This window comes from Caballeronia mineralivorans PML1(12), from assembly GCF_001028175.1.
Classification (GTDB): Bacteria; Pseudomonadota; Gammaproteobacteria; order Burkholderiales; family Burkholderiaceae; genus Caballeronia; species Caballeronia mineralivorans.
In genome coordinates this window covers 1-23,680 of record NZ_AEJF01000062.1, presented here as the reverse complement: position 1 = coordinate 23,680, position 23,680 = coordinate 1, and the positions used below count along the sequence as shown (strand labels likewise).

General features: G+C 61.3%; 19 protein-coding genes and 1 pseudogene. 13 read left to right on the top strand and 7 right to left on the bottom strand.

Going from position 1 to position 23,680, the window contains the following annotated elements:
• Positions 1–78: 78 nt before the first annotated feature.
• Positions 79–252 carry a type II toxin-antitoxin system HicA family toxin gene (locus tag EOS_RS07755; RefSeq protein WP_047846032.1) on the bottom strand — a complete coding sequence of 58 codons (174 nt, stop codon included), beginning with the start codon at positions 250–252 and terminating at the stop codon, positions 79–81.
• 348 nt (positions 253–600) lie between these two features.
• Positions 601–1,251: a GTP cyclohydrolase II gene (ribA, locus tag EOS_RS07750; protein WP_047846162.1), complete on the bottom strand. Its 651-nt coding sequence runs from the start codon at positions 1,249–1,251 to the stop codon at positions 601–603.
• A gap of 284 nt (positions 1,252–1,535) precedes the next feature.
• On the opposite strand from ribA, the gene EOS_RS07745 reads away from it, so the two are divergent.
• The gene (locus EOS_RS07745; protein ID WP_082163258.1) at positions 1,536–3,182 is read left to right on the top strand and encodes an ABC transporter substrate-binding protein; all 1,647 of its coding nucleotides are present in this window, start codon (positions 1,536–1,538) and stop codon (positions 3,180–3,182) included.
• A 57-nt stretch (positions 3,183–3,239) separates the two neighbouring features.
• On the opposite strand, the gene EOS_RS07740 is transcribed toward EOS_RS07745, so the two are convergent.
• Positions 3,240–3,935, bottom strand: coding sequence for an NADPH-dependent F420 reductase (locus EOS_RS07740; RefSeq protein WP_047846031.1), 696 nt, complete (start codon positions 3,933–3,935; stop codon positions 3,240–3,242).
• A 209-nt stretch (positions 3,936–4,144) separates the two neighbouring features.
• On the opposite strand from EOS_RS07740, the gene ahpC reads away from it, so the two are divergent.
• The 9 genes from ahpC to EOS_RS07695 all read left to right on the top strand — a co-directional run bounded on the left by ahpC (position 4,145) and on the right by EOS_RS07695 (position 14,270).
• Positions 4,145–4,708, top strand: a complete 564-nt coding sequence (gene ahpC, locus EOS_RS07735; RefSeq protein WP_047846030.1) for an alkyl hydroperoxide reductase subunit C — start codon at positions 4,145–4,147, stop codon at positions 4,706–4,708.
• A 130-nt stretch (positions 4,709–4,838) separates the two neighbouring features.
• Positions 4,839–6,428, top strand: a complete 1,590-nt coding sequence (ahpF, locus tag EOS_RS07730; protein WP_047846029.1) for an alkyl hydroperoxide reductase subunit F — start codon at positions 4,839–4,841, stop codon at positions 6,426–6,428.
• 273 nt (positions 6,429–6,701) lie between these two features.
• Positions 6,702–7,175 carry a hypothetical protein gene (locus EOS_RS07725; RefSeq protein ID WP_047846028.1) on the top strand — a complete coding sequence of 158 codons (474 nt, stop codon included), beginning with the start codon at positions 6,702–6,704 and terminating at the stop codon, positions 7,173–7,175.
• 374 nt (positions 7,176–7,549) lie between these two features.
• The gene (locus EOS_RS07720; protein WP_047846027.1) at positions 7,550–8,626 is read left to right on the top strand and encodes an LLM class flavin-dependent oxidoreductase; all 1,077 of its coding nucleotides are present in this window, start codon (positions 7,550–7,552) and stop codon (positions 8,624–8,626) included.
• A 13-nt stretch (positions 8,627–8,639) separates the two neighbouring features.
• Positions 8,640–9,236 carry a cysteine dioxygenase family protein gene (locus tag EOS_RS07715; protein WP_047846026.1) on the top strand — a complete coding sequence of 199 codons (597 nt, stop codon included), beginning with the start codon at positions 8,640–8,642 and terminating at the stop codon, positions 9,234–9,236.
• A complete protein-coding gene (locus EOS_RS07710) occupies positions 9,233–10,822 on the top strand; it encodes a rhodanese homology domain-containing protein (RefSeq protein WP_047846025.1) in 1,590 nt (529 codons plus the stop codon). The genes EOS_RS07715 and EOS_RS07710 overlap by 4 nt, the downstream gene beginning before the upstream one ends.
• A gap of 131 nt (positions 10,823–10,953) precedes the next feature.
• Positions 10,954–11,898: an ABC transporter substrate-binding protein gene (locus EOS_RS07705; RefSeq protein ID WP_047846024.1), complete on the top strand. Its 945-nt coding sequence runs from the start codon at positions 10,954–10,956 to the stop codon at positions 11,896–11,898.
• Positions 11,899–11,922: 24 nt separating this feature from the next.
• Positions 11,923–13,155, top strand: a complete 1,233-nt coding sequence (locus EOS_RS07700) for an acyl-CoA dehydrogenase family protein (protein WP_047846023.1) — start codon at positions 11,923–11,925, stop codon at positions 13,153–13,155.
• Positions 13,152–14,270, top strand: coding sequence for an LLM class flavin-dependent oxidoreductase (locus EOS_RS07695; RefSeq protein ID WP_047846022.1), 1,119 nt, complete (start codon positions 13,152–13,154; stop codon positions 14,268–14,270). Before EOS_RS07700 ends, EOS_RS07695 begins: the two co-directional genes overlap by 4 nt.
• Before the next feature lie 45 nt (positions 14,271–14,315).
• Here the strand turns inward: EOS_RS07695 and EOS_RS07690 are convergent, their stop codons facing one another.
• Together EOS_RS07690 and EOS_RS07685 are read right to left on the bottom strand one after the other, a co-directional pair.
• On the bottom strand, positions 14,316–15,548 hold the full coding sequence (locus tag EOS_RS07690; RefSeq protein WP_047846021.1) for a sensor histidine kinase: 1,233 nt from the start codon (positions 15,546–15,548) through the stop codon (positions 14,316–14,318).
• Between the two features lie 182 nt (positions 15,549–15,730).
• Positions 15,731–16,690 carry a LysR family transcriptional regulator gene (locus EOS_RS07685; protein WP_047846020.1) on the bottom strand — a complete coding sequence of 320 codons (960 nt, stop codon included), beginning with the start codon at positions 16,688–16,690 and terminating at the stop codon, positions 15,731–15,733.
• 118 nt (positions 16,691–16,808) lie between these two features.
• On the opposite strand from EOS_RS07685, the gene EOS_RS07680 reads away from it, so the two are divergent.
• On the top strand, positions 16,809–17,729 hold the full coding sequence (locus EOS_RS07680; RefSeq protein WP_047846019.1) for a dihydrodipicolinate synthase family protein: 921 nt from the start codon (positions 16,809–16,811) through the stop codon (positions 17,727–17,729).
• A 44-nt stretch (positions 17,730–17,773) separates the two neighbouring features.
• Positions 17,774–19,357: an aldehyde dehydrogenase (NADP(+)) gene (locus EOS_RS07675; protein WP_047846018.1), complete on the top strand. Its 1,584-nt coding sequence runs from the start codon at positions 17,774–17,776 to the stop codon at positions 19,355–19,357.
• Between the two features lie 14 nt (positions 19,358–19,371).
• On the opposite strand, the gene EOS_RS07670 is transcribed toward EOS_RS07675, so the two are convergent.
• Together EOS_RS07670 and EOS_RS07665 are read right to left on the bottom strand one after the other, a co-directional pair.
• Complete coding sequence (locus EOS_RS07670; RefSeq protein WP_235442733.1) at positions 19,372–20,037, bottom strand: TenA family transcriptional regulator; 666 nt, start codon at positions 20,035–20,037, stop codon at positions 19,372–19,374.
• 75 nt (positions 20,038–20,112) lie between these two features.
• Entirely contained in the window at positions 20,113–22,572 is a 2,460-nt protein-coding gene (locus EOS_RS07665) for a putative bifunctional diguanylate cyclase/phosphodiesterase (protein ID WP_047846016.1), read from the bottom strand.
• 625 nt (positions 22,573–23,197) lie between these two features.
• On the opposite strand from EOS_RS07665, the pseudogene EOS_RS07660 reads away from it, so the two are divergent.
• A pseudogene (locus EOS_RS07660) lies at positions 23,198–23,680 on the top strand (hypothetical protein); the annotation flags it as partial.

Below are 23,680 nucleotides of genomic sequence, written 5' to 3'. Positions count from 1 at the left end.
CTGCATTGCAACGATCTTACGACCCGCCAACTACAACGAATGTGTGAGGGCAACCCCTCGGGGGGCCACCACCTCACTTCAATCCAAGCTGCTTCTTAATCTGCTCACTAAGCCCGTTCCCATCTCCCTGCTGCCGTGGTCCGGGAAAATCGTTGTCTTGCCGTTAAGAATTACCCGGAAGTGGCTACCTTTGGCTGGTTTGAATTCTGCGCCCTGGTTTTTGAGCCACTTTCTGAACTCGCTGTATTTCATAGGCCTCCGGTTATCGTTGAGCGGAAGCCATAATACAACATATATGTTGTATTATTTGACGGGGTAACGCAACAAAAATGTTGTTTTTTGTTGCGCGAAAGGCGGTTCAGTTTTCGCGCTGAACCTGTTCTACGCTGAGTTCAATGCCCGATCGGAAAGTGGCGAGAAGCATCGCCGGATAACCGGGCACGTCTCAGTGCACATGCAGAGGGCGCGGCAAAGGTACGCCGGCATAACGCGAGCAGATCGCGCGACGCGGCAAGCGGTCGCGGCTCATCGCGAGCAACATGGATAAAGGCGTGGAATAGCGCGCAAGGTCATCCTCACGGGAGGCCCGCGCAAATGGAGTTACTCGTTTTCGTCGAAGTAATGACCAAAACGGACCTGCTTCGTCTTGATGTAGCGCTCGTTTTCCTCGCGCACAGGAATAGCCAGCGCCACGCGCTCGCACACCGGAATGTCGTGCTTGAGCAGCGTGTCGAACTTCGACGGATTGTTGCTCATCAGGCGCACCGAACGCACGTCGAGCGCGCGCAGGATGGCGGCGGCCGAATCGTATTCCCGTGCATCGTCAGGCAAGCCGAGATGCAGGTTGGCGTCGACCGTGTCGTAGCCCTGCTCTTGCAGCGCATACGCGCGAATCTTGTTCGCCAGCCCGATACCGCGGCCTTCATGACCGCGCAGATACAGCAAAATACCGCGATTTTCAGCAGCGATATAACGCATGGCAAGGTCCAACTGCTCGCCGCAATCACAGCGATATGAGCCGAACACGTCGCCCGTGACACACTCGGAATGCAGCCGGCACAGGACGGATTCGCCATGGGCGACGTCGCCCATGACGAGCGTCAGATGCTCGGCGCCTGTGCTCTTTACGCGGTACACATGCGACTCGAAAACGCCGTAACGCGTGGGAATCGTGGCCTTCGCCACGAGTTCGACGCATTCTTCGTGGGCTGCTTCGGCAGTGGCTGCCGGTGAATCAGAAACGTTTTTCATGTTCTCTTGTACTGCATAGAAGGGCGTGAGCCGCATACCGGTATTTAATCGGCAACTTTAGCAAGAAGCGGGAGCGCCTGGTCCGACATGTTAAAACGGCCGGGAAATATTTGCAGCCCGCGGGTTGAGAAGCGGATTGGGACTGCCGCTAACCTAGTCGATTCCGGCATATCGAAAGAAGAACGTATCGCTTCGTCCAAAATTCCCTGATTGGTAAAGTAGGCGATTACTTAGGCGCGCCTATCCGCCTTCGAGCCCCGTCCTTCAACCTTTCCCAACCCTACATGCCACATAAAAGCCTGCCGACCGACTCGTTCTTCACTCCAGCCCGCAAGCTGGCCCGCACCGCGGCTTGTGTGCTTGTCGCCTTCGGCGTTCTCGCCGGCACGGCCCACGCGGCAGGCAAGACTCTGGTGTTCTGTTCAGAAGGCAGTCCGGCGGGCTTCGACTCGGCGCAATACACCACCAGCACGGACTTCGATGCCGGCGCGCACGCAGTCTACGACACGCTCGTCGAATTCAAGCGCGGTTCGCTCGATCTGGTGCCGGGTCTCGCCGAGACATGGGACGAGTCGGCAGATGCAAAGACCTTCACGTTTCATCTCCGACACGGCGTCAAGTTCCAGTCCACGCCCTGGTTCAAACCCACGCGCGACTTCAATGCCGACGACGTCGTCTTCACTTTCAAACGCATGATCGACCCGGACAATGCGTTCCAGAAGGCGCATCCGGTCAGCTTCCCGTATCTCAGCGACCTCGGTTATGACAAGAACATTGCATCGGTTGAAAAACTCGACGACTACACGGTGCGCTTCACGCTGCATACGTCGGACGTGGTGTTCGTGCGCAACATCGCGATGGAGTTCGCCTCCATTGTCTCGGCTGAATACGCTGATCAGTTGCTGAAGGCCGGCAAGACGGAGGACCTGAACCAGAAGCCCGTGGGCACGGGGCCGTTCGTATTCCGCGACTATCAGAAGGACGCGACCATCCGTTACGACGCGCATCCGGACTTCTGGAACAAGAAGGACGTGCATATCGCGAAACTGGTGTTCGCGATCACGCCGGACGCCGCCGTGCGCATGCAGAAACTCGCCAGCGGCGAGTGCCAGATGACGGCCTTCCCGCGCCCCGCCGACATCCAGACAGCCCGCAGCAATCCGAAACTCGCGGTGCTGTCGGGAGTGGGTTTCAACGTGGCTTACGTCGGCTACAACACCACGCACAAGCCGCTCGATAACGTGCTGGTGCGACGCGCGCTGGACATGGCCGTCGACAAACCCGCCATCCTGAAGAGCGTCTACGAAGGCGCCGCGACCATAGCGTCGAATCCGATGCCGCCGTCGCAATGGTCGTATAACAAGGCGTTGAAAGACGCGCCTTACGATCCTGCGAAGGCGCACGACCTGCTGAAACAAGCGGGTTTTCCGAACGGATTTTCGATCACGTTATGGGCCATGCCCGTGCAGCGCGGTTACAACCCGAACGCACGCCTGATGGCGCAATTGATTCAGTCGGACTGGGCGAAAATCGGCGTGAAGGCGAACATCGTGACCTACGAGTGGGCCGAATATAACAAGCGCGCGAAGGTTGACGGCGAGCACGACGCCATCCTCTACGGCTGGATGGGCGACAACGGCGACCCGGACAACTGGCTCGGCACGACCCTCGGCTGCGACGCGGTGCATGGCAGCAACGTGGCGAAGTGGTGCAACAAGCAATTCGACGATCTGCTCGGCAAAGCACGGCTGATCACGGATCAGAAAACCCGCACCAAGCTGTACGAGGAGGCGCAGGTCGTGTTCAAGGATCAGGTTCCTTACACGCCGATTGCGCACGCCAACGCGTTTCAGTTGATGACGAAGGACGTCAAGGGTTACGAGATCAGCCCGCTCGGCGGACACCGTTTCGACGGTATCTCGCTGGACTGATCGCGTCTGCCTGACATACGCGGCGGCGGGCTTTGACGGGCCCGTCGCCGCGTTGTTTCATGCAGGGTGATCGAAGCTGCCGGGGCTCTTGTCCGTGCCGGTCCACTGCGGCGTGCGGGTTCGTTCCGCGTTCTGCAAGCCTGCCTTCACACCCTCCTTGTCGAAGTCCTTCGTGTAGACCGGCGTACCGGGCTGGTGACGCCAGGAGTCTTCGATACCGCCGTTATCGACGGCATCGAAGCCCACTTCGTTGACCAGTTGAACGACTACCGCCTTGGCATCGGCGTTATCGCCCGATACCGGCAACGCAATCCGCCCCGGCGTGCCTTCCGGCTTGCCAAGATTGCGCAAATGATCCGCGTAGATGTTGTTGAACACCTTGATCACAGGCCGCCCGACCTGCTGCGCGACCCAAGCGCTTTCCATCATCCCGGACTCGATGCCCTCGATACGGCCGTCGCGCTCGCGCGGATAATAATTGCCCGTATCGATCACAACCGTGGTTTCCGGCACGTCGTCGAACAAGCCCGCGGGCAGATTCAGCACTTTCTTTTCGGGAATCGTGACCACGATCACCGCCGCGCCGCGGACCACATCCGCGAGTTCGGCCGGCTTCGCGCCGGTTTCGCGGGCGACGTCGCCAAGCGTATCCGGCCCTCGCGAGTTGCCGATCAGCACCTCATGCCCATGCTCGACCCAGCGCAGCGCCAGCACCCGCCCGATATTACCCGCGCCAATGATGCCGATTTTCATACACCCTCCTGTTCGTGTGATGGACGCCGCTCAAGGCGCGCAACGCGTATGCCTCAATCCGGCGGACTTGCTAGAATGCCGCCGCGCGACGCCTGATAGGCGTTTCGCATCGGCCTCATTGATTCATTCGATTTTCCTAATTACGGGATTACCCGCATACTTCGTTCACTTCCTTAACCGCCTCAACACCTCAACACAAGGACATAGCAATGCCGATTATCAACAGCCAGGTCAAACCGTTCAAAGCCAATGCTTACCACAACGGCGACTTCATCACCGTGACCGACGAAAGCCTGAAGGGCAAGTGGTCCGTCCTGGTGTTCTACCCGGCTGACTTCACGTTCGTCTGCCCGACGGAACTCGGCGATCTGGCCGACCGTTACGCAGAATTCAAGAAGCTGGGCGTGGAGATCTATGGCGTGTCGACCGACAGCCACTTCACGCACAAGGCATGGCACGACACGTCGGAAACGATCGCTAAGATCCAGTATCCGATGATTGCCGATCCGACGCTGGCTATCTCGCGCAACTTCGACGTGTTGATCGAAGAAGACGGCATGGCCCTGCGCGGCACGTTCGTGATCAACCCGGAAGGCGAGATCAAGTTGTGCGAAATCCACGACAACGGCATCGGCCGTGACGCTGGCGAGTTGCTGCGCAAGGTTCAGGCAGCGCAATACATCGCCGCTCATCCGGGTGAAGTGTGCCCCGCCAAGTGGACGCCGGGCGCTGAAACGCTGACCCCGTCGCTCGACCTCGTCGGCAAGATCTAAGCTTTAAATCCTCGCTGCTTTAGATCCTAGTTGTAAAGCGTTGTAAGTCCGGGCCGCTTGCGGTCCGGATGACGCTCGCCTCGCATTCCTCGCCTTGATAAAAACCCTCGTCACACGGACTCGAATCGCCATGCTGGAAGCCAACCTCAAGACTCAGTTGAAAGCGTATCTGGAAAAGGTCAGCCGGCCGATCGAGATCGTCGCTTCACTCGACAACTCGCCGAAATCGGTTGAGTTGCAAGGCCTGCTGCATGAAATCGCCACGCTGTCGGACCGCATTGCGGTGATCGAAAAGCGCGACGACTCAGAACGCAAGCCCTCGTTTTCCATCGGCGAACCGGGCAAGCCTACAGGCATCCGTTTCGCGGGCATTCCGATGGGCCATGAATTCACCTCGCTGGTGCTGGCGCTGCTCCAGACAGGCGGTCATCCGGTCAAACTCGACGACGCGGTGATCGAACAGATCCGCGCGCTCGACGGCGACTATCAGTTTGAAACGTATATCTCGCTGTCATGCCAGAACTGCCCGGAAGTCGTGCAGGCGCTGAACGTGATGGCGCTTATCAACCCGCGCATCCGTCAGGTCACCATCGACGGCGCGTTGTTCCAGGACGAAGTCGAGCAGCGCCAGATCATGGCCGTGCCGACCGTCTATATGAACGGCGAAGTCTTCGGTCAGGGCCGCACCGGCGTGAAGGAAATCCTCGCCAAGCTCGATAGCAACGCCGGCGCACGGGCTGCGAAGGAACTGGAAAAGAAAGGCGTATTCGATGTGCTGATCGTCGGCGGCGGCCCCGCTGGCGCGGCGGCGGCGATCTATTCGGCGCGCAAGGGCATCTCGACCGGCGTGGCGGCTGAGCGCTTCGGCGGTCAGGTGCAGGATACGCTTGCGATCGAAAATTTCGTCTCGGTGAAAGAGACCGAAGGACCGCAATTCGCCACGGCGCTCGAGCAGCACGTGAAGAGCTATGACGTCGACATCATGGACGTGCAGCGTGCCGAAGCGCTTGTGCCAGGCAAGATTCACGACGTGCGCCTCGCTAACGGCGCCGTGTTGAAAGCAAAGACGATCGTGCTTGCCACGGGCGCACGGTGGCGCGAAATCAACGTGCCGGGTGAAAAGGAATATCGCAATCACGGCGTGGCGTATTGTCCGCATTGCGACGGCCCGCTGTTCAAGGGCAAGCGCGTTGCGGTTATCGGCGGCGGCAATTCCGGCGTTGAAGCGGCAATCGATCTGGCTGGATTGGTCAGCGCGGTGACCTTGCTCGAATTCGGCACGGAACTGCGTGCCGACGCCGTGCTGCAACGTAAGCTGCGCAGCCTCAAGAACGTCACGATCATCACGCAGGCACAAACCACCGAAGTCACCGGCGACGGCAAGAAGGTCAACGGCCTCTCGTACAAGGATCTGAGTTCAGGCGAAGCGAAGCACATTGAACTGGAAGGCGTGTTCGTGCAGATCGGGCTGGTGCCGAATACGGAATGGCTCAAAGGCACGGTCGAGTTGTCCCGTCATGGCGAGATCGTTGTAGATGCGCGAGGCGCGACGTCGGTGCCGGGCGTATTCGCGGCCGGCGATGTCACCACCGTACCGTTCAAGCAGATCGTGATCGCGGTCGGCGAAGGGGCCAAGGCTTCGCTCAGCGCGTTCGATTACCTGATCCGCAATTCGGTCGAGGAAACGGCGGAAGCGGCAGCCGAGGAAGCGGTCGCCTGAAGCGATTCGACTGCCCGGATCGTTGTTAAAGCAGCGATCCGGTTGCTGTAATAGAACGCCCGATAAACGTTGATTATCGGGCGTTTTTTCGTCTTCCTCCGACACTTTTAACGTGTAAAAAATACCGTTAATTATGCGGTCCATAAAAAGCCTAAAGATTTGTCTGAAGATGCCGTAGATACCCAAAGTGAGACTCGGTTCTCACGTCGAGTGCCCTCCCGCGGACGTCAGGACGCACTCGCTGATGAACAATCACCTCGAGGTTATAACGGTATGGGAATTCTCGGAAACACCTTCACCACGCTCTTTCGCGGCAACGGGCGGTCGGCCCCCGGCATGGCGCAAAAGCTCGAGCGTGCACTTCGCCGCGAAGGCGATTTGAAACGCGAACTGACGCAGTTGCAGGCCAGGGTATCGGCGATACCGCCGGACATCGAGGTCAAGATGGACCTGATGAAATTCGATGTCGCGCAGGAAAAGGCATCGGTTGCGAGTTTGACGACGGCGCTGCTGGAGGCTCAGGAAAACCTGGAACTCGAGAAGGCGAACCGGTCGGCCGCGATTCATCTTTTGAAAAAACATGGCGTGGTGGATGGCGTTGCGTACGCGAGTTTTACTCGCGAGCAACGCGTCGAGCTGATTGCCGTGGCTATGGATGAAGTTGTGGGTAAGGAAACGACGAGCCGGTGGAGAGCGCGGTCGCCGGCTAGTGCGAAGTCGAGTTCATCTTCAAGCAAGGGTTCGTAACAGCGACGAGGTGCGGGCTTTAGGATGGCGGCTGTCGAACGAGCTAAGTCGTGGGCGATGATCGCGCGGCTTATGCTGTCGCGCCCTATTACATCAACATCACGTGCCTGTTTGAACTCCCTGCCCGACTCACCATGCGCCTGGTGTGACGTCGAAGCCCGTCCGCGTCGACACAAACTACGGTCGCTGTCCGGCGCCGGAGAACGCCGCCCGTTCATTTCACTCTCCCCCAATGACGCCCGCCCCATATCTTTAGCTCGTTTTGATATTTAAGATTTGCATAAGCCGATGTTAGCCTTTGAAGCAATCGGCAGGCGTCACGAAGCGTTCTTCACGCACTGCCTCACAGCGTGATTCAACGAGGAGTGTCTTTCGTGAGCGTCGAATTCATCGGCATGATCCAGCAGCAAAAAGTGTCGGAGACGCATCTGGCGCGCGGTCCGGCTATCGATATCAACTACACGCGCAACTTCGCTCAGGCCCACGAAAAAGCCGGCTTCGACCGCATTCTCGTGCCCTATCAGTCGACCAGTCCCGACGCCATGCTGACCGTTGCCTACGCAGCCGGCGTCACGCAGCGCGTCCATTTCATGCTCGCACACCGGCCCGGTTTTGTCGCGCCGACGCTAGCCGCACGCCAGCTCGCCACGCTCGATCAGCTAAGCGGCGGGCGCCTCGCGGTTCACTTCATCTCGGGCGGCAGCGACGTCGAGCAACGCCGCGACGGCGACTATCTTTCGCACGATGAACGCTATGCCCGCACCGACGAATATCTGCAGATCCTGCGACGCGTGTGGACCGAATCCGAACCCTTCGATCACGAAGGCCGCTATTACCGCTTCGAACAGGCTTTCTCCGAAGTAAAACCCAAGCAGGCACCGTACGTACCGATCTATTTCGGCGGCGCGTCGGCACCGGCTATCGAAGTAGCGGGCAAACATGCGGACGTCTATGCGCTGTGGGGTGAATCGAAGGAACAGGTGCGCGAACAGGTCACCCGAGTTCGCGCCGAAGCCGCAAAACACGGACGCAACGTGCGCTTCTCGGTATCGTTCAGACCGATTCTCGCGGCGACCGAAAAGGCCGCGTGGGAACGCGCCGAACACATCCTTGCTGAAACGCGGCGGCTGCGCGCGGAGCAAGGTCTTGGTGAAGCAACGCCGCAGCAAAGCGAAGGCGCCCGTCGCCTGCTCGCTGCTGCAGGCGACGGCGTGCGCGCCGACGATCGCCTGTGGACCGGCGTGGCCAAGGAGATAGGCGGCCGTTCGAATTCGACGGCACTCGTCGGCACGCCAGCACAAGTGGCCGAGACGCTGGCCGAATATCACGCGCTCGGCGTGACCACGTTCCTGATTCGCGGCTTCGATCCGTTAGAAGATGCGCTCGATTATGGCCGCGAGTTGATTCCGGCCACGCGTGAACTGACCTCACGTGTTGCGCACGCGGCTTGAACCTTCACCCACGATGAGTCATGAAAAATTGCGCGGGTTTATAAGCGAGATTGCGCAACTCGTCGATAACCATTTGCCCGAAGCGCAATTACTCGAACAAGGCGCGGTTTCGCTAAGCAAGCTGATAGCCGAGGACGACTGGCTACCCGATACCTACGCGCAACCATCGCCGAATCGCTATCAGCAATTCCTGCTTTACGCCGATGCCCGTCAACGCTTCTCGGTCGTCAGCTTTGTCTGGGGGCCGGGGCAACAAACGCCCGTTCACGATCACACCGTGTGGGGTCTCGTCGGCGTGTTACGCGGCGCGGAAGTCGCGCGCTCCTATGTACACGACGAACACGGCACGCTCGTCACATCGGGTGAAGACAAGCTACTCGAACGTGGCGCAGTGGCGGCGGTGTCACCGTCCATTGGCGATATTCATCGCGTGAGCAATGCGTTCGACGACCGCGTATCGATCAGCATTCACGTGTACGGTGCGAACATCGGCGGCATCTCGCGACACGTTTATCCCGCCGATGGCCCACCGAAACCATTCGTCTCCGGCTATACGAACGACACGCTTCCCAACCTCTGGAACCTCTCGAAGGAACGACTCGACTCATGAGCGCCACCCCCCAGCGCAGCTTCAACGACGTGCGCGACGCCCTGCTTTCAAAGCGCGAAATCGCGTTCCTCGATGTCCGCGAAGAAGATCCGCACGCGCAACGTCATCCCTTGTTTGCGGCGAACTTGCCGTTGTCGAAGATTGAACTCGACGCCTTTACGAAGCTGCCGCGCAAAAGTGTACCGATCGTTTTGCTTGACGACGGCGAAGGACTAGCAGAACGTGCGGCGCGGCGTTTTGAAGCGCTCGGCTACACCGATGTCACGTTGCTCGAAGGCGGTCTGCAAGGCTGGGAACGCGCGGGCGGTGAAGTGTTCCGCGACGTCAACGTACCGAGCAAGGCATTCGGCGAGTTCGTGGAAGCGAAGCAGCACACACCGGCGTTATCGGCGGAAGCAGTGGATGCGTTGCTGAAAAGCGGCGAGGATGTGGTCGTGCTGGACGCGCGCCGCTACGACGAATATCAGACGATGAACATCCCCGGCAGCATCAGCGTGCCGGGCGCTGAACTGGTATTGCGCGCCCGCGCGCTCGCACCCGATCCCAAGACGCGCGTGATCGTGAATTGCGCGGGGCGCACGCGCAGCATCATCGGCACGCAGTCGCTGGTGAATGCCGGGCTTCCTAACCCGGTGGCTGCGCTGCGCAACGGCACGATCGGCTGGCTGCTTGCGGGTCAGTCGCTTGCCCACGGCAGCGCAACGCAGTTCGCGGTGGACGATGGACGCACAGACACCGAGTCGCGTTTATCCGCTCGTGCGGTGGCCGATCGTGCAGGCGTGAAACGTACGACGCTCGCAGAAGCGCAACGCTGGGCAGAAGACACATCGCGTACCACCTATCGCTTCGATGTCCGCACGCCCACGGAATACGAACAAGCCCATGCCAAGGGTTTTCAAGGCGCGCCGGGCGGCCAGCTCGTTCAGGAAACGGAGATGTTCGCGCCGGTTCGCGGTGCTCGCGTAGTCCTTTTCGACGACGACGGCGTGCGTGCCAACATGACGGCGTCATGGCTAGCGCAGATGAATATCGACACCTATGTGATTGATGCCGCAACGAGCGCCGCGTTAACAGAAAAAGGGCCGTGGCGCGGCGCAAAACCGCAACCCGCACCAACGCCTACGATCACCGCAAAAGACCTCGCTACCCTGCTCGACGACCCAGCAAGCCAGACCATCGTGCTCGACTGCACGCCGAGCGCCAACCACGTAAAGGGACACATTCCCGGCGCATGGTGGGCGGTGCGCTCGCGGCTCGCCATCGACCTGCCCGCGTTGCCGGACGCGAAGCAATACGTGGTCACGTGCGGATCGAGCGCACTTGCTGCCTTCGCCGGGCCCGAAGTGGCGGCGCTGACATCTAAGCCCGTGCTGCTGCTCGAAGGTGGTACGTCTGCGTGGATCGCGGCAGGCTTGCCGATTGCCAAAGGCGAGACCCATCTGGCGTCGCCGCGCATCGATCGATACAGGCGGCCGTATGAAGGCACCGACGCACCGCACGAAGCGATGAACGCGTACCTCGAATGGGAATACGGCCTCGTCGCGCAACTCGAACGTGACGGCACGCATGGCTTTTTCGTGATCTGACGCACCCAGTCTGACGCGGTCCGCACCGAGCCGCGTCATTCCAATTCAAGCGCTTAGCAAAGCAGAACAATGCGTTTGTCTAATGCCGCGGCGAACCGTATCGTGAATCCTTTATCCAGCATGGACGATTCATGAAACGACGCAGTCTCCTGTTGATCGGCGCACTGACTACATTCACTGCATTCAGCGCGTTTCATTCTCTCGCTTCGGTAGCCGACCCTGTTCTGAAAGTCGGCGACCAGCAGTTGCAGACTCGCGGCATTCTTGAAGCCTCGGGCCAGTTGAAGGACGTGCCGTACAAGATCGAGTGGTTCAACTTTCCCGCCGCGCAGCCGCTCGGTGAAGCTTTGAATGCAGGCGCAATCGATGTAGGCGGTCTCGGCGACGCCCCACTGATCTTCGCTTATGCCGCAGGTGCGCGCGTGCGTGCGGTGGCGGCCACCCGCTCGCAACCGGTCGATCTCGCGATCCTCGTGCCGGCCGGATCGTCCATCAAGAGCGCGGCGGATCTCAAGGGCAAACGCATTGCGACGACGCGCGGTTCCATCGGCCACTTCCTCGCCATCGCGACCCTTGAACGCGCAGGGATCAAACTCTCCGACGTCACGCTGGAATTCATGCAACCCGCCGATGCCAAGTCCGCGCTGGAGTCCGGCAACGTCGATGCATGGTCGACGTGGGACCCGTATGTCGCGCTCGGCGAATTGCGCGATAACAACCGCAGCGTGGCGAACGGTGTGGGACTTTCATCGGGACTCAGCTTTCAGGCCGCCACTGACGAATCGATCAAGACCAAACGCGTGCAAATCGATGACTTCCTGCGTCGTGTAGCAGCCGGTCAGCGATGGGCGCTATCGCATCCTGACGAGGTCGCGACCATTCAGTCGCGCGTCACGCACCTGCCGGCTGATGTGCTGAAGGTCGTCTATCAACGGGCGCAATTAAAGCCGATCGCAATCGACAGCGCCGTGATCGCCGAGCAGCAACGCACCGCCGATCTCTACGTTCGCGCAGGCGTGATCAAGACGACGCTCGACGTGACACCGAGTTTCGACACCCAGTTCACGGCGCATTAACACCTGTTATCCCCGGACCTTCCGATGACCGTACGGCACCCGCACACTGCCTTGCAAGACCCGAGCGCTATCGACGCCCTCGCCGATCTCGACAGCGCCGCCGCCGACCAATGGCTCGCCGCGCTCACGCAGGATTTCGCTGCGAGTGCCGGCGCACTGGATCGTCACGCGATCTTTCCCCACGATAACCTCGCGCGGCTGCGAAGCGCCGGCTTGCTCGCGTTGACGGTTCCGCAAGCGCTAGGCGGCCGACAGGCGACGCTCCCGCAAGTGCGCAAAGTGATCCACGCTGTTGCGCGCGGAGAGCCGTCGACCGCGCTGATCCTCGTGATGCAGTGTCTTTATCATCTGCGCCTGCAGGCCAACCCAAACTGGCCGCAGGCACTAAAGGAACAAGTCGCGCGCGACGCGGTGGAAAACGGTGCGCTCATCAACTCGTTGCGCGTAGAACCGGAATTGGGCTCGCCGTCACGCGGCGGTTTGCCCGGCACGATCGGGCGTCTGACTGACAACGGCGACGCCTGGATTCTCAACGGCAGCAAGATCTATTCAACCGGCAGTCCTGGCCTGACATGGTTTGCCGTGTGGGGCCGCACCGACGAAAGCTCGCCGCGCGTGGGCACGTTCCTCGTGCATCGCGACACAATTGGCATTCGTTTCGGCGAGCCCTGGAATCATCTCGGCATGCGTGCAACCGGCAGTCACGAAGTGATCTTCGAGAACGTGCGCGTGCCGACGGCTCATGCAGTCGACCTGAATCCTCCCGAGATTGCCGCGAGCGGCATGGACCCGCTCACCACGCTATGGATGAACGTGCTGCTCTCGTCGATCTATGACGCCGTCGCCCGGTCTGCGCGCGACTGGTTTGCACACTGGGCCGAGGATCGCAAGCCCGCCAATCTCGGCGCGCCGCTCTCGAGTCTCGGCAGCTTCCAGCAGGCGCTTGGCCGTATCGATGCGTTGCTGCTCAACAATCGCGTGCTGCTGGATGCCGGTGCGCACGGCAACATTCCGCTGCACGAAGCGCCCGCCATCAAGTACCTCGTCACGCAGAACGCCATCACCGCGGTCGAACTTGCGGTCGAGGCAAGCGGCAATCCGGGGTTGAGCCGCAACAACGCGCTCGAACGCCATCATCGCGACGTACTGTGCTCGCGCATTCATACACCGCAAAACGACGCGCTGCTCGGCGCATTCGGACGGGCAGGATTTGCCACGCTTCAAGCCAAACAATCTCTTAAGGGAGCACCACTATGAGCGTTGAATTCATCGGTTATGTGAGCCATCAGGAATCGAGCGAGATCCACTTGCCGCACGGTCCCGCAGTCAATCCGCCGTACATTGCCGCCGTTGCTCAGGCGCATGAATACGGCGGCTTCGACCGCGTGTTGATTGCTCATTCGAGCGCATCGCCGGATGGTTTTCAGATTGCGTCGTTCGTGGCGCAGCAGACGAAGCGCCTGGGTATCCTGCTCGCCCATCGGCCGGGATTTGTTGCACCGACACTCGCCGCGCGCCAGCTCGCCACGCTCGATCATTTCAGCGCGGGGCGCACGGCAGTGCACATCATCTCCGGTGGCGACGATACGGAGCAGCAACGCGACGGCGACTTCCTCGACCACGACGACCGCTATAAGCGCACCGATGAATACCTCGATGTCGTGAAGCGCTCATGGACGAGCGAAACACCGTTCGATCACGAAGGTGCGTTCTATCGCGTGAAGGGTCACCGGTCGCTCGTCCGGCCCGTGCAAAAGCCGCATTTGCCGGTGTATTTCGGCGGTTCGTCGGAAGCTGCGATCCAGGTGGCGGGCAAACATGCCGATGTCTTCGCGCTCTGGGGCGAGTCGCTGACTCAAGTCGCCGAGACCGTTGAACGAGTGCGTGCTGCCGCCAAGCCGTATGGACGCGAGCATGCCATCCGCTTCAGCCTTTCGCTGCGGCCGATCATCGCCTCGACGGAAGAGGCTGCATGGGCACGCGCGGAATCGATCCTCGAACGCGCGACAGAAGTGGTGAAGAGCAATCCTAACTTCACGCGGCGCCCTAGCGAACCGAAGAACGTCGGTGCGCAACGCCTGCTTGCTGAAGCGGCGAAGGGAACCGTGGTGGACAAGCGTCTATGGACCGGCATCACCGCGCTGACGAAGGCTGCGGGCAACTCCACGTCGTTGGTCGGCACTCCCGAGCAGGTAACCGAAGCGTTGATCGAGTATTACCGCCTGGGTATCTCGACGTTCCTCATCCGCGGTTTCGATCCGCTGGAAGATGCGCTGGGCTATGGCCGCGATCTGTTGCCGCTGGTGCACGCAGCAGTTGCGCGTGAAGACAGCAAGACTCAAGCGAAGGAACTCGAAACGGTTCAGGCCTGAACGAACGCGGTGACATCGGGCAGCGGCTCGTGTCACCGCGAAGCCTCAGATCACCGAAGCCGCGCCATCGATTTCGAGCACCAACGGAAAGCGCACTTCGAACACGCTGCCGCGGCCCTTGTACGATTCAAACCGAATCACGCCGTGCAGTTCGCGTGCGAGTTCTTTCACAATCGCCAGTCCGAGTCCGGTGCCGGGAATTTCGTCGGAAGCCGCGCGTTCGAATTCCTCGAATACCCGTTCGCGATCCTCTTCGCTGATGCCCATGCCGGTGTCCGACACGCGTAGCGTCCAGTGCTTCGCGCCCGACGTGACCATCGCCAGTTCCACCTCGCCCGTCGCGGTGTATTTGATGGCGTTGGACAGCAGGTTCAACGCGATCTGCTTCATCTTCAGGCGGTTGGACGTGATCATGCTCAACGCCGGATCCACGCGTCCCTTCAGCGCCAGCCCCTTCGCTGCGGCGGACGCCTGGCAGAGCTGCGTGAGTTCGTCGAAGAGTTCGGCCAGGTCGAAACGCTCGACTGTCAGGATGGAATCGTCGCCAAGCACTTTCGAGTATTCGCCCATTTCATCGACGAGCGTGGCCATGTCGGCGACCTGCCGTTTCGCGAGCGCGAGCGCCCTGTCGTTTTTCGCCTGCGAGCGGCCGATCAATTGCAGCGCGGTGGCGAATACGTTCAGGAAGTTGCGCAGATCGTGCGCGACGCGCCGGGCGACCTGCATGCGCGTTTCGTAGAGGTCGCTGATCAGCCGCTGCCGCAAGGTCAGTTCCTGATTCGCGCGCTCCAGCATGCGGGTGTATTCGTCGAGTTTCCGGTCGCGTTCGCCGACGGCCTCGCGAATGGAGGTGAGCGTGACGAAACTGAGCGCCTGATCGGTGATCAGACGCGCACGTTCCTCGCGCTTGCGGTCGAACGAAGGATGATTCTGCGCGTAATCGCCAATGGCGGCGAGCAGGACCTGGCGCAACAAATCGAGTTCGCGAACCAGTTCGTCAATACGATAACCCTGCTGCCAGCGCCATTTTCCGTGCTGGCGGGCGTCCTGCTCTATTGCGTGCTCCTGCGAATCCATATCCTGCGATTCGAGTACGAGGCAGATTTCGTCGAAGATGCGCGGAATGTGGTCGGCAAGCTGCCGGTAGGTGAGATCGTCGGAATGCTCTACGTCGGCGTCACCAAACACGAGTTGCATCCAGTGTTCGGTAAGCGGCTTCTGCTGCTGACGCAAGGCGGTAGCAAGGCCCTTCAGGGCGCCGGCGGTGAGTTGGCTCATGCCCGAGATCCCTAAGCTGTGGTGCGCCCGATCGGCGCCTGGGGGTAGTGCTGATGCCGGCTGCTTGAACTGACCGGAACGCTCGGTCCGGGCATTCGACGCGAGTGCCTAAAGTATAGGACGGTATAGGACGACCCAATGCCGGGAGTGGCCCGATTGGTTTTACCCGTGGCTGGCGGGCGTCAGTCCCCGGTTGCCAGCGCCAGCGACATGGACCTGCTGACGTCCATCAATCGCTCGACAAACTGCCGCGCCGACGGCGACAACACCCCCACCTTCCGCGTCACGATCCCGAACGTCTGCGACTTCGACTTGAATCCGATCGGCAGCGTGCGCAGCATGCCATGCTTGCAAAACAGCCTGGCGACACCCGCCGGCAGCACCGAAACCAGGTCGGCACTACATTGAAGCAACGCAACCGTAACAAAGGTCGACGCTGTCGAAATCGCGCTCACCGGCACCTGCGCGCCCGCCAGATCCATCTCGCGCTGCAATAGCGCCTGCATCGGCATGGCGCTCGGATACGTGACCCATCGATGCCCGCCAAGATCGGCAAATGTCAGCTCGCCAGCCGCAAACGGCGGATGGTCGTAACCCACCACCACCGACAACGGCTCGTCCCCAAGCGGCTGATAGTGATAACGCGAGGGTTCATCGCTGACGATCGAGCGGCCGACAACCAGATCCAGCCGCCCTTCATCGAGCAACGCCAGCATCCGCGCGCTCGTGTCCTCCACGATTTCTATCGATAAGCCCGGGTTGCGCGCCTGCAACTCGCTCAGGATCGGCACGACCAGATCCGGCACCGATCCCATGATCGCGCCAACCGCCAGACGGCCGCCGGTGCCCGAGCGGATATCGGCGACTTCCTGGCACAGCGAAGTCAGGTCGGCAGCCAGCAAGCGCGCATACCGGATGACGCAAAAACCGAACTGGTTCGGCACCAGTCCTTTCTTCGCGCGCTCGAACAGCGGCGCTTCCAGCATCGACTCGAGCTCCGCCAGCGCCTTGCTCGCCGCCGATTGAGTCATCGACATCGCGCTCGACGCCTTGTGCAGCGATTTATGGTCATCGAGCGCAATCAGCAACTGCAGCTGCTTCATGCGCAAGCGGCCCATTAATACGTCCAGCGTCGTTTTCATGGCGTGCTAGTCAAACCGTAGGGTGAGTCGCAAAAGCGATCACTAGATGGAAAGGTTTCACTATACAGCGCCTTCTGCCAGCCCCTATAGTTCCCCCAAATCACAATGGAGACTTTCTATGGCCACCCCGATCTACCGCGGCGTGTTTCCGGTCGCGCCGACCATCTTCGACACCGCCGGACGCCTCGACCTGGATGGCCAGCGACGTGCGATCGACTTCATGATCGAGGCCGGATCGCACGGCCTGTGTATCCTCGCCAACTTCTCCGAACAATTCGCGCTCACCGACGACGAGCGCGCCTCGGTGCAGAAAACCGTGCTGGAACATGTGGCTGGCCGCGTACCGGTGATCGTGACCACCACGCATTTCAGCAGCGATGTCTGCGTGGCACGCAGCCGCGCCGCGCAGGACGCAGGCGCGGCGATGGTCATGGTCATGCCGCCGTATCACGGCGCGACCATCCGCGTGGGCGAACGCGGTATTTATGAATTCTTCGACCGCGTGTCCGACGCCATCGGCATCCCGATCATGATCCAGGACGCACCGGTCGCCGGTACGCCGCTCTCCGCCTCGTTCCTGGCGAAGCTGGCGAAGGAAATCGTGAACGTGTCGTACTTCAAGATCGAAACGGCACAGGCGGCGTCGAAGCTTCGCGAACTGATCGAACTGGGCGGCGATGCGGTTGTCGGCCCGTGGGATGGCGAGGAAGCCATCACGCTGATCCCGGATTTCGATGCCGGCGCGACCGGGGCCATGACCGGCGGCGGTTATCCGGACGGGATTCGCAAGATCGTCGACGCCTATACCAGCGGCGACACGGAAGGCGCCGCGGCGCTTTACCAGCAATGGCTGCCGCTGATCAACTACGAGAACCGCCAATGCGGGCTCGCCGCCTGCAAGGCGCTGATGAAGGAAGGCGGCGTGATCCATTCCGACACCACGCGCCATCCGTTCGCGGCCATGCATCCGTCAACCCGCGCCGGCCTGATGAAAGTCGCGCGCCGCCTCGATCCGCTCGTGCTGAGCTGGGGCAAGTAAGGCAATCCGGACACTTTAATTACACCCACAGGATTCGAACCATCATGGAAATTTCTGGCGATCTGCTGATCGGCAAACACACCGTCCGCGGCACGAACGGCTCGATCAAGGGCATCGACGCAGCCACGGGCGAAGCGCTTGCGCCCGCCTTCGGCGGCGCGACGCTCGAGCAACTGGAACAAGCCTGCGCGCTCGCTTGGCAAGCATCCGACATCTATCGCGAACTGCCGCTCGAAACCCGCGCGAAATTCCTGGAAACGATCGCGCAGAACATCCTCGATATCGGCGATGTCCTGATCGAACGCTGCGTGACCGAAAGCGGCCTGCCGCGCGGACGCATTGAAGGCGAACGCGGCCGGACCGTCGGCCAGTTGCGGATGTTCGCGGCCGTCGTGCGTGAAGGCGATTTTCTCGGCGTGCGCATCGACCCGGCGCAACCGCAGCGCCAGCCGCTGCCGCGCGTCGACCTGCGTCTGCGTTACGTGCCGCTCGGCCCCGTCGCCGTGTTCGGCGCGAGCAATTTCCCGCTGGCGTTCTCGGTTGCAGGCGGAGACACGGCGTCCGCACTTGCCGCGGGTTGTCCGGTGATCGCCAAAGCGCACTCGGCGCATCCGGGCACATCGGCGCTGGTCGGACGCGCCGTGCAGAAAGCAGTGGCGGACTGCGGTTTGCCGGAAGGCACGTTCTCCCTGCTCTTCGATAGCGGCCGCGATATTGGTCAAGGTCTGGTGTCGGACCGGCGCATCAAGGCGGTCGGGTTCACCGGCTCGCGCGGCGGCGGCACGGCGTTGATGAAGCTCGCGGCAGCACGTCGCGAACCGATTCCGGTCTACGCCGAAATGAGCAGCATCAATCCGGTCCTGCTGTTCCCGCACGCGCTGAAAAATCGCGGCGCGGCAATCGGCAAGGCCTTCGCCGGCTCGCTCGCGCTCGGCGCCGGCCAGTTCTGCACGAATCCCGGTCTGGTGCTCGCCATCGACGGTCCTGAACTCGATACGTTCATCGAAGCAACCGCTGCCGCGTTGAGCGAAACACCCGCTGCGACGATGCTGACGCCAGGCATTCATAAAGCCTACGAATCGGCGGTCAACAAAACCGCGGAACATGGCGAGGTCAAGACGCTCGCACGCGGCTGCGCGGCGAAAGGGGCGACACAAGGCCAGGCGGCGTTGTTCTCGACCACTGCGGAAGCCTTCCGCGCTAATCCGGAATTGCATGAGGAGATTTTCGGCGCGGCTTCGCTGATCGTGCGCTGCCCGGATCTGGCAACCGTGCTCGACCTGGTGGAACAACTGGAAGGCCAGTTGACGGCGGCGCTGCATATCGACGAAGCGGATTACGCCGATGCTCGCCGTTTCCTGCCTGCGCTTGAGCGCCGTACGGGGCGGATTCTTGTGAACGGTTTCGGTACCGGCGTGGAAGTTGGTCACGCCATGGTCCACGGCGGCCCCTTCCCGTCCACCGCCGACGGCCGTTCCACTTCGGTAGGCAGTCTCGCCATCGACCGCTTCCTGCGGCCGGTGAGCTACCAGGACATGCCCGAAGGCCTGTTGCCCGATGCGCTGAAAACCGCCAATCCGCTCGGCTTGAACCGGCGGCTGGACGGCAAACTGCAGTTATCGAAGTAAAAGGCGGCGAGTGCTCAACCTTCGAGGCAGCAGTTCAGGCTGACCTCGAAGTATTCATAACTGCGCTGGATGCTGCGCTTGACGTGGCGAATGTCTGCTACACGCGGCGTCTGGCCCAGCAACGTGGCGACGATATCGAGCGCTTCCCACGGGTGCGCATCGTCGTAATGCGCGTGCATCCTGAGCCAGCGCAGCGTCTTCTTGCGGATCGATTCAGGGTAGCCGAGCTCGAGCGTGGTGCGGCTGAGCAGCAGCGTCGACCATTCTCCGGTCACGCCCTCAACGGCGAAATTCGTGGCTGCGATCGCCGAATGCAGCGGGTCCGCGCTACTGCTTTTCCAGCACCAGTGGCTCAGTGCAAACGCAAGCGCGGGCGCCTCGCCGGCTTGCAGATCCTCTCGCGTGACATCGTGGGCCGCGGCCCAGTCGACCCAATAATCGGCGTGATTCTGCTCGACGCGAATGTTGCGTGTCAGATACCGCCGCGCCAGACGCGAACCGGACGTTTCTTCGGGTCCGATCTTCTGCAGGTTCATGCCCATGTACTGCGGAAACTGGTTGATAACCGGCCAGCCGTTGATCAGGAACGCACGCATTTCACGCGGACCGAGCTGGCCGTCACGCAAGGCCGGAAACAGCGGATGACTCGACACACGGCTTTTTGCAGCGCCGGTTTCCAACAAAACTTCCTGTAACCAAAGTGGGTAACTTGCTGTATTTTTGAGGTCGCCCTCTCTTGTAAACCCACTCCCCATTCACGCCTCCTTGGCCATTGGCAGAACGGCTGGCTCTGTCCAGAGCATCGGCCTTCCGATGTAATACCCCTGCGCATAATCCACCCCGAGCGCATGCAACGCCCGCAGGATTCCTTCACTTTCCACGTATTCCGCAATGGTCCGGCATTTCATTGAATGGCCCATCTCGTTGATGGCCGCGACCATCTCGCGGCTCACCGGATCGAGCACCATGTCGGTCACGAAACTGCCGTCGATCTTCAAGTACTCCACCGGCAGATGTTTCAGATAACCGAACGACGACATGCCCGCGCCAAAGTCATCGAGGGCGAAATGGCAGCCGAGCGCATTCAGTTCGTGCATGAACCGCGCCGCCGACGCCAGGTTGGCAATCGCGGTCGTTTCCGTAATTTCGAAGCAGATCATGCCAGGGGACACGCCCGTGCGCAGGAACTGCTCGCGCACGAATCCGAGGAACCGTTCGTCGCCCACCGAGGCGCCCGAGAGGTTGATCGCGTATTCGCTAAAACGCTTGTGGCGGGCGCGTGACAGTGTATCGAGGGCGTTGCGGATAACCCACCGGTCGATGGCTGTCATCAGCCCGTAACGTTCGGCTGCAGGGATGAACAGGCTCGGCACAATCACGTCGTTGCTCACGTTCGGGTCGATCATCCGCAGCAGCAGTTCGGCGCGCTGCCCGTCCGTGGAGGCGGGCACGCCGTCGCCCACGGCGACGATGGGTTGCACGTAGAGGCAGAAGTGATCGTGTTCGAGCGCCTGCTTGAGCCGCCGTCCCCACGATACTTCGCTCGCATGGCGCGCGAGTTCACGATCGCCCAGGTCCGCCAGTTGCACGCGGTCGCGGCCGCGTTCCTTCGCCATGTAACACGCGATATCGGCGAGCCGCATGGCCTCCTCCACGCTCATTTCCGTATTGCGCAGGTCCACTACGCCCACGCTCACGCTGGTGGTGAACGGCTGCGCTTCCCAGTCGAAGACGAAGTCGTTCAGGCACGCGCGCAGACGTTCGGCGACCGCCTGGATGCCGGCGGTGTCGTAGCCTTGCAGCAGCACGCCGAATTCGTCGCCGCCAAGCCGCGCGAGCGTGTCGTCGGGCTGCAGGCTGGCTTCGAAACGCAGCGCGACTTCACGCAGCATGGCGTCGCCGGCAGCGTGGCCGCACGTGTCGTTGACCACCTTGAAGCGGTCGAGATCGAGAAACAGCAGCGCCGATGCGGCCGGCAGCCACGACGCGACATCGCTCCAGCGCGTACCTAGCGCGTGCTGCAGGCGCCGCTCGAATTCCGCACGATTCACGAGCGCCGTGAGCCCGTCGTGCGTGGCTTGCCAGGCGAGGCTTTCAATGTATTCGTACTCGCGCGTCATGTTGCGCAGGATCACCACGAAGCCGGATTCCGTGGCGGCCGCGCTCGTGCTCGAGGCGGAAGCGCTGATGCGCGAGGTCACCGCCTGCACGCGGATCTCGGCGCCGTCACGCCGCTGCAAGAGCATTTCGGCGGCTTCGCCGTCATGGCGCACGCCCGCACGCGCTTCCTCGATCGGGTTGAGCGGCTGGCGGCTATCAGCGTGCAGCAGCCTGAAAGTCTGGGCCAGCGGCCGCCCGAGACAATCGCTGGCGGGACGCCCCGCGATCCGCTCGGCCGCCGGGTTGATGAACTCGATATGCCCGGACGGCCCCGTCGCGATCACCGCTTCGCCGATCGAACCGAGCGTCGCCTTGGCGCGCGCCTCGCTCTGCTTGAGCGCGGCTTCGACCCGCCCGCGCTGCTGGATCAGGCGCCGCACGTGCACGGTCGAGAGGCACACGAGCAGCAGCGCGGCGACCAGATCGACGGTCAGCAGCAGCGAAGCCGTCTTGCGAAACGCACTGCTCAAGACCTCGGAGAAACCGCGTGACAGCGGCGCGATGGTCTCGTTGATGGTCAATATCTGCGCTTTATAGGCGGCTACCAGGGACATTGGCAACGCGCCGGCCGCGACCCGCGCGTGTAGCTCGTTCGCCACACGTTCCAGCCTCTCCACCTCGGCGTCGCCACGCGTCCAGTAGTCGACCGCTTTCTCGAAATAACTGACGTGGCGAAACATGTGGAACGTCCAGATTACGTCGCTGACATCGTCGGGATGCACGCCGCTCGCGATCAGCGCGCGGCGCGCGGTCGTCGGATCGGGCTGCTTCTGGTCGAGCGCCAGACGAGCCGTGCGCAGGTTCTGCGGACCTTTCATGGCCGTCAGATATTGCTCGTACGTGCGTTCGTAGCCGGTTTCGGCATACAGGTTCAGGTAGAACGCCGCGTCTTTCTGGCCCTTCGACCAGATACTTTCGCCGCCGATATACGCCCGTACCGACGACATGATGTCGATACTGAAAATGGCGAGCGAAACGAGGACAAGAATGACGACCAGAAACGGCCAGGTGATCCGTATGAGCTGCACATTCTCGCCCTTAGACGGCATGTCCATCGGTATGTCCCTTGTCCAGGCCCGACGCCGGGGTGAACTGCCGATCTCAGGCGGCGCGCATCGGATGGTGAGTCATTTGTATTTTTGATCGTTTTCGCACTACTGCACGCGGCCCTCGCAGCGCGCTTACATCCTATCAAATTGCGAGTTTGTCTCAAATTTATTGCCAAGAGTGTATATCGGCGTAAACACCTCAAAATTAATAGGCTTCGGCCGTAATCCAGCGTCATGGCGGCCTGTTTTGGACCCCGGCGAAGCGCCATATTCGGACAGAACCTAGCCTCCTTCCGACGAAACCACCGGCCGCTTTTACCTGTTCGCCAGCGCCTAGACCGGCGAGGCCAAAGCAGGCATTTAGGCGGCATCGCGCGGGTGTTGCGCGGCCGTTCCCGGACGTGTTGACGCGGCTCGGGAGATGTCACATATTGGTTCCGGCTCCCCCGGTGCATGTCCAGCCTAGGGAGTCCGAAGCATTTTCATCATACGAGAGTCATCATTTTGTCCGATTAAACCGGACACGCAAGCGGAAAGGACAACCCTTGTGTCCCGGGAGGTTTTTGGCATGGCCCGTCTTTTTTTCTCCTCATCCCCCGATTCAGTGACCTGCAGGCGTTGCGGCAACGCCATGTCTAGCGACGCCGATACCTGTCCGCATTGCGGCGCCGATCATGGCGGAACCTCCGCCGCCACGAAGTCGGCATCGTTCGCGAGCGGCATGCGCCTGCCGTTCGGCGCACGCCGCGAAGCCTTGAGCACACCCTCGCCCTACCCGAGCGTGCCCGAAGAAGAGGAACTGGCCGGCACCGGCGAGCAGCGCTGGGATATGTCGAAGACCGTCACGCTGGGCGCCGTGGCGCTGGCGCTGGTGGCCGGCGGCGTGATCTATTCCCAGCACGGCGACAACGCCACCACCCGCTCCGAAACGCCGGCCGGGCAAAGCGCGTACGGCGCCATCGATATGAAAACGGCGCATAACACGCCTGCACCGGCTCCCGCACCGGCCCCTCTGCCTGCGGTGCCCGCAACCCGATCCGCGACGGCGGTCAAACAGGCGCAGACACCGGCAGCGCCCTCGGTTGCCGCCCGCGAGGCCCTACCCGCCGAATCA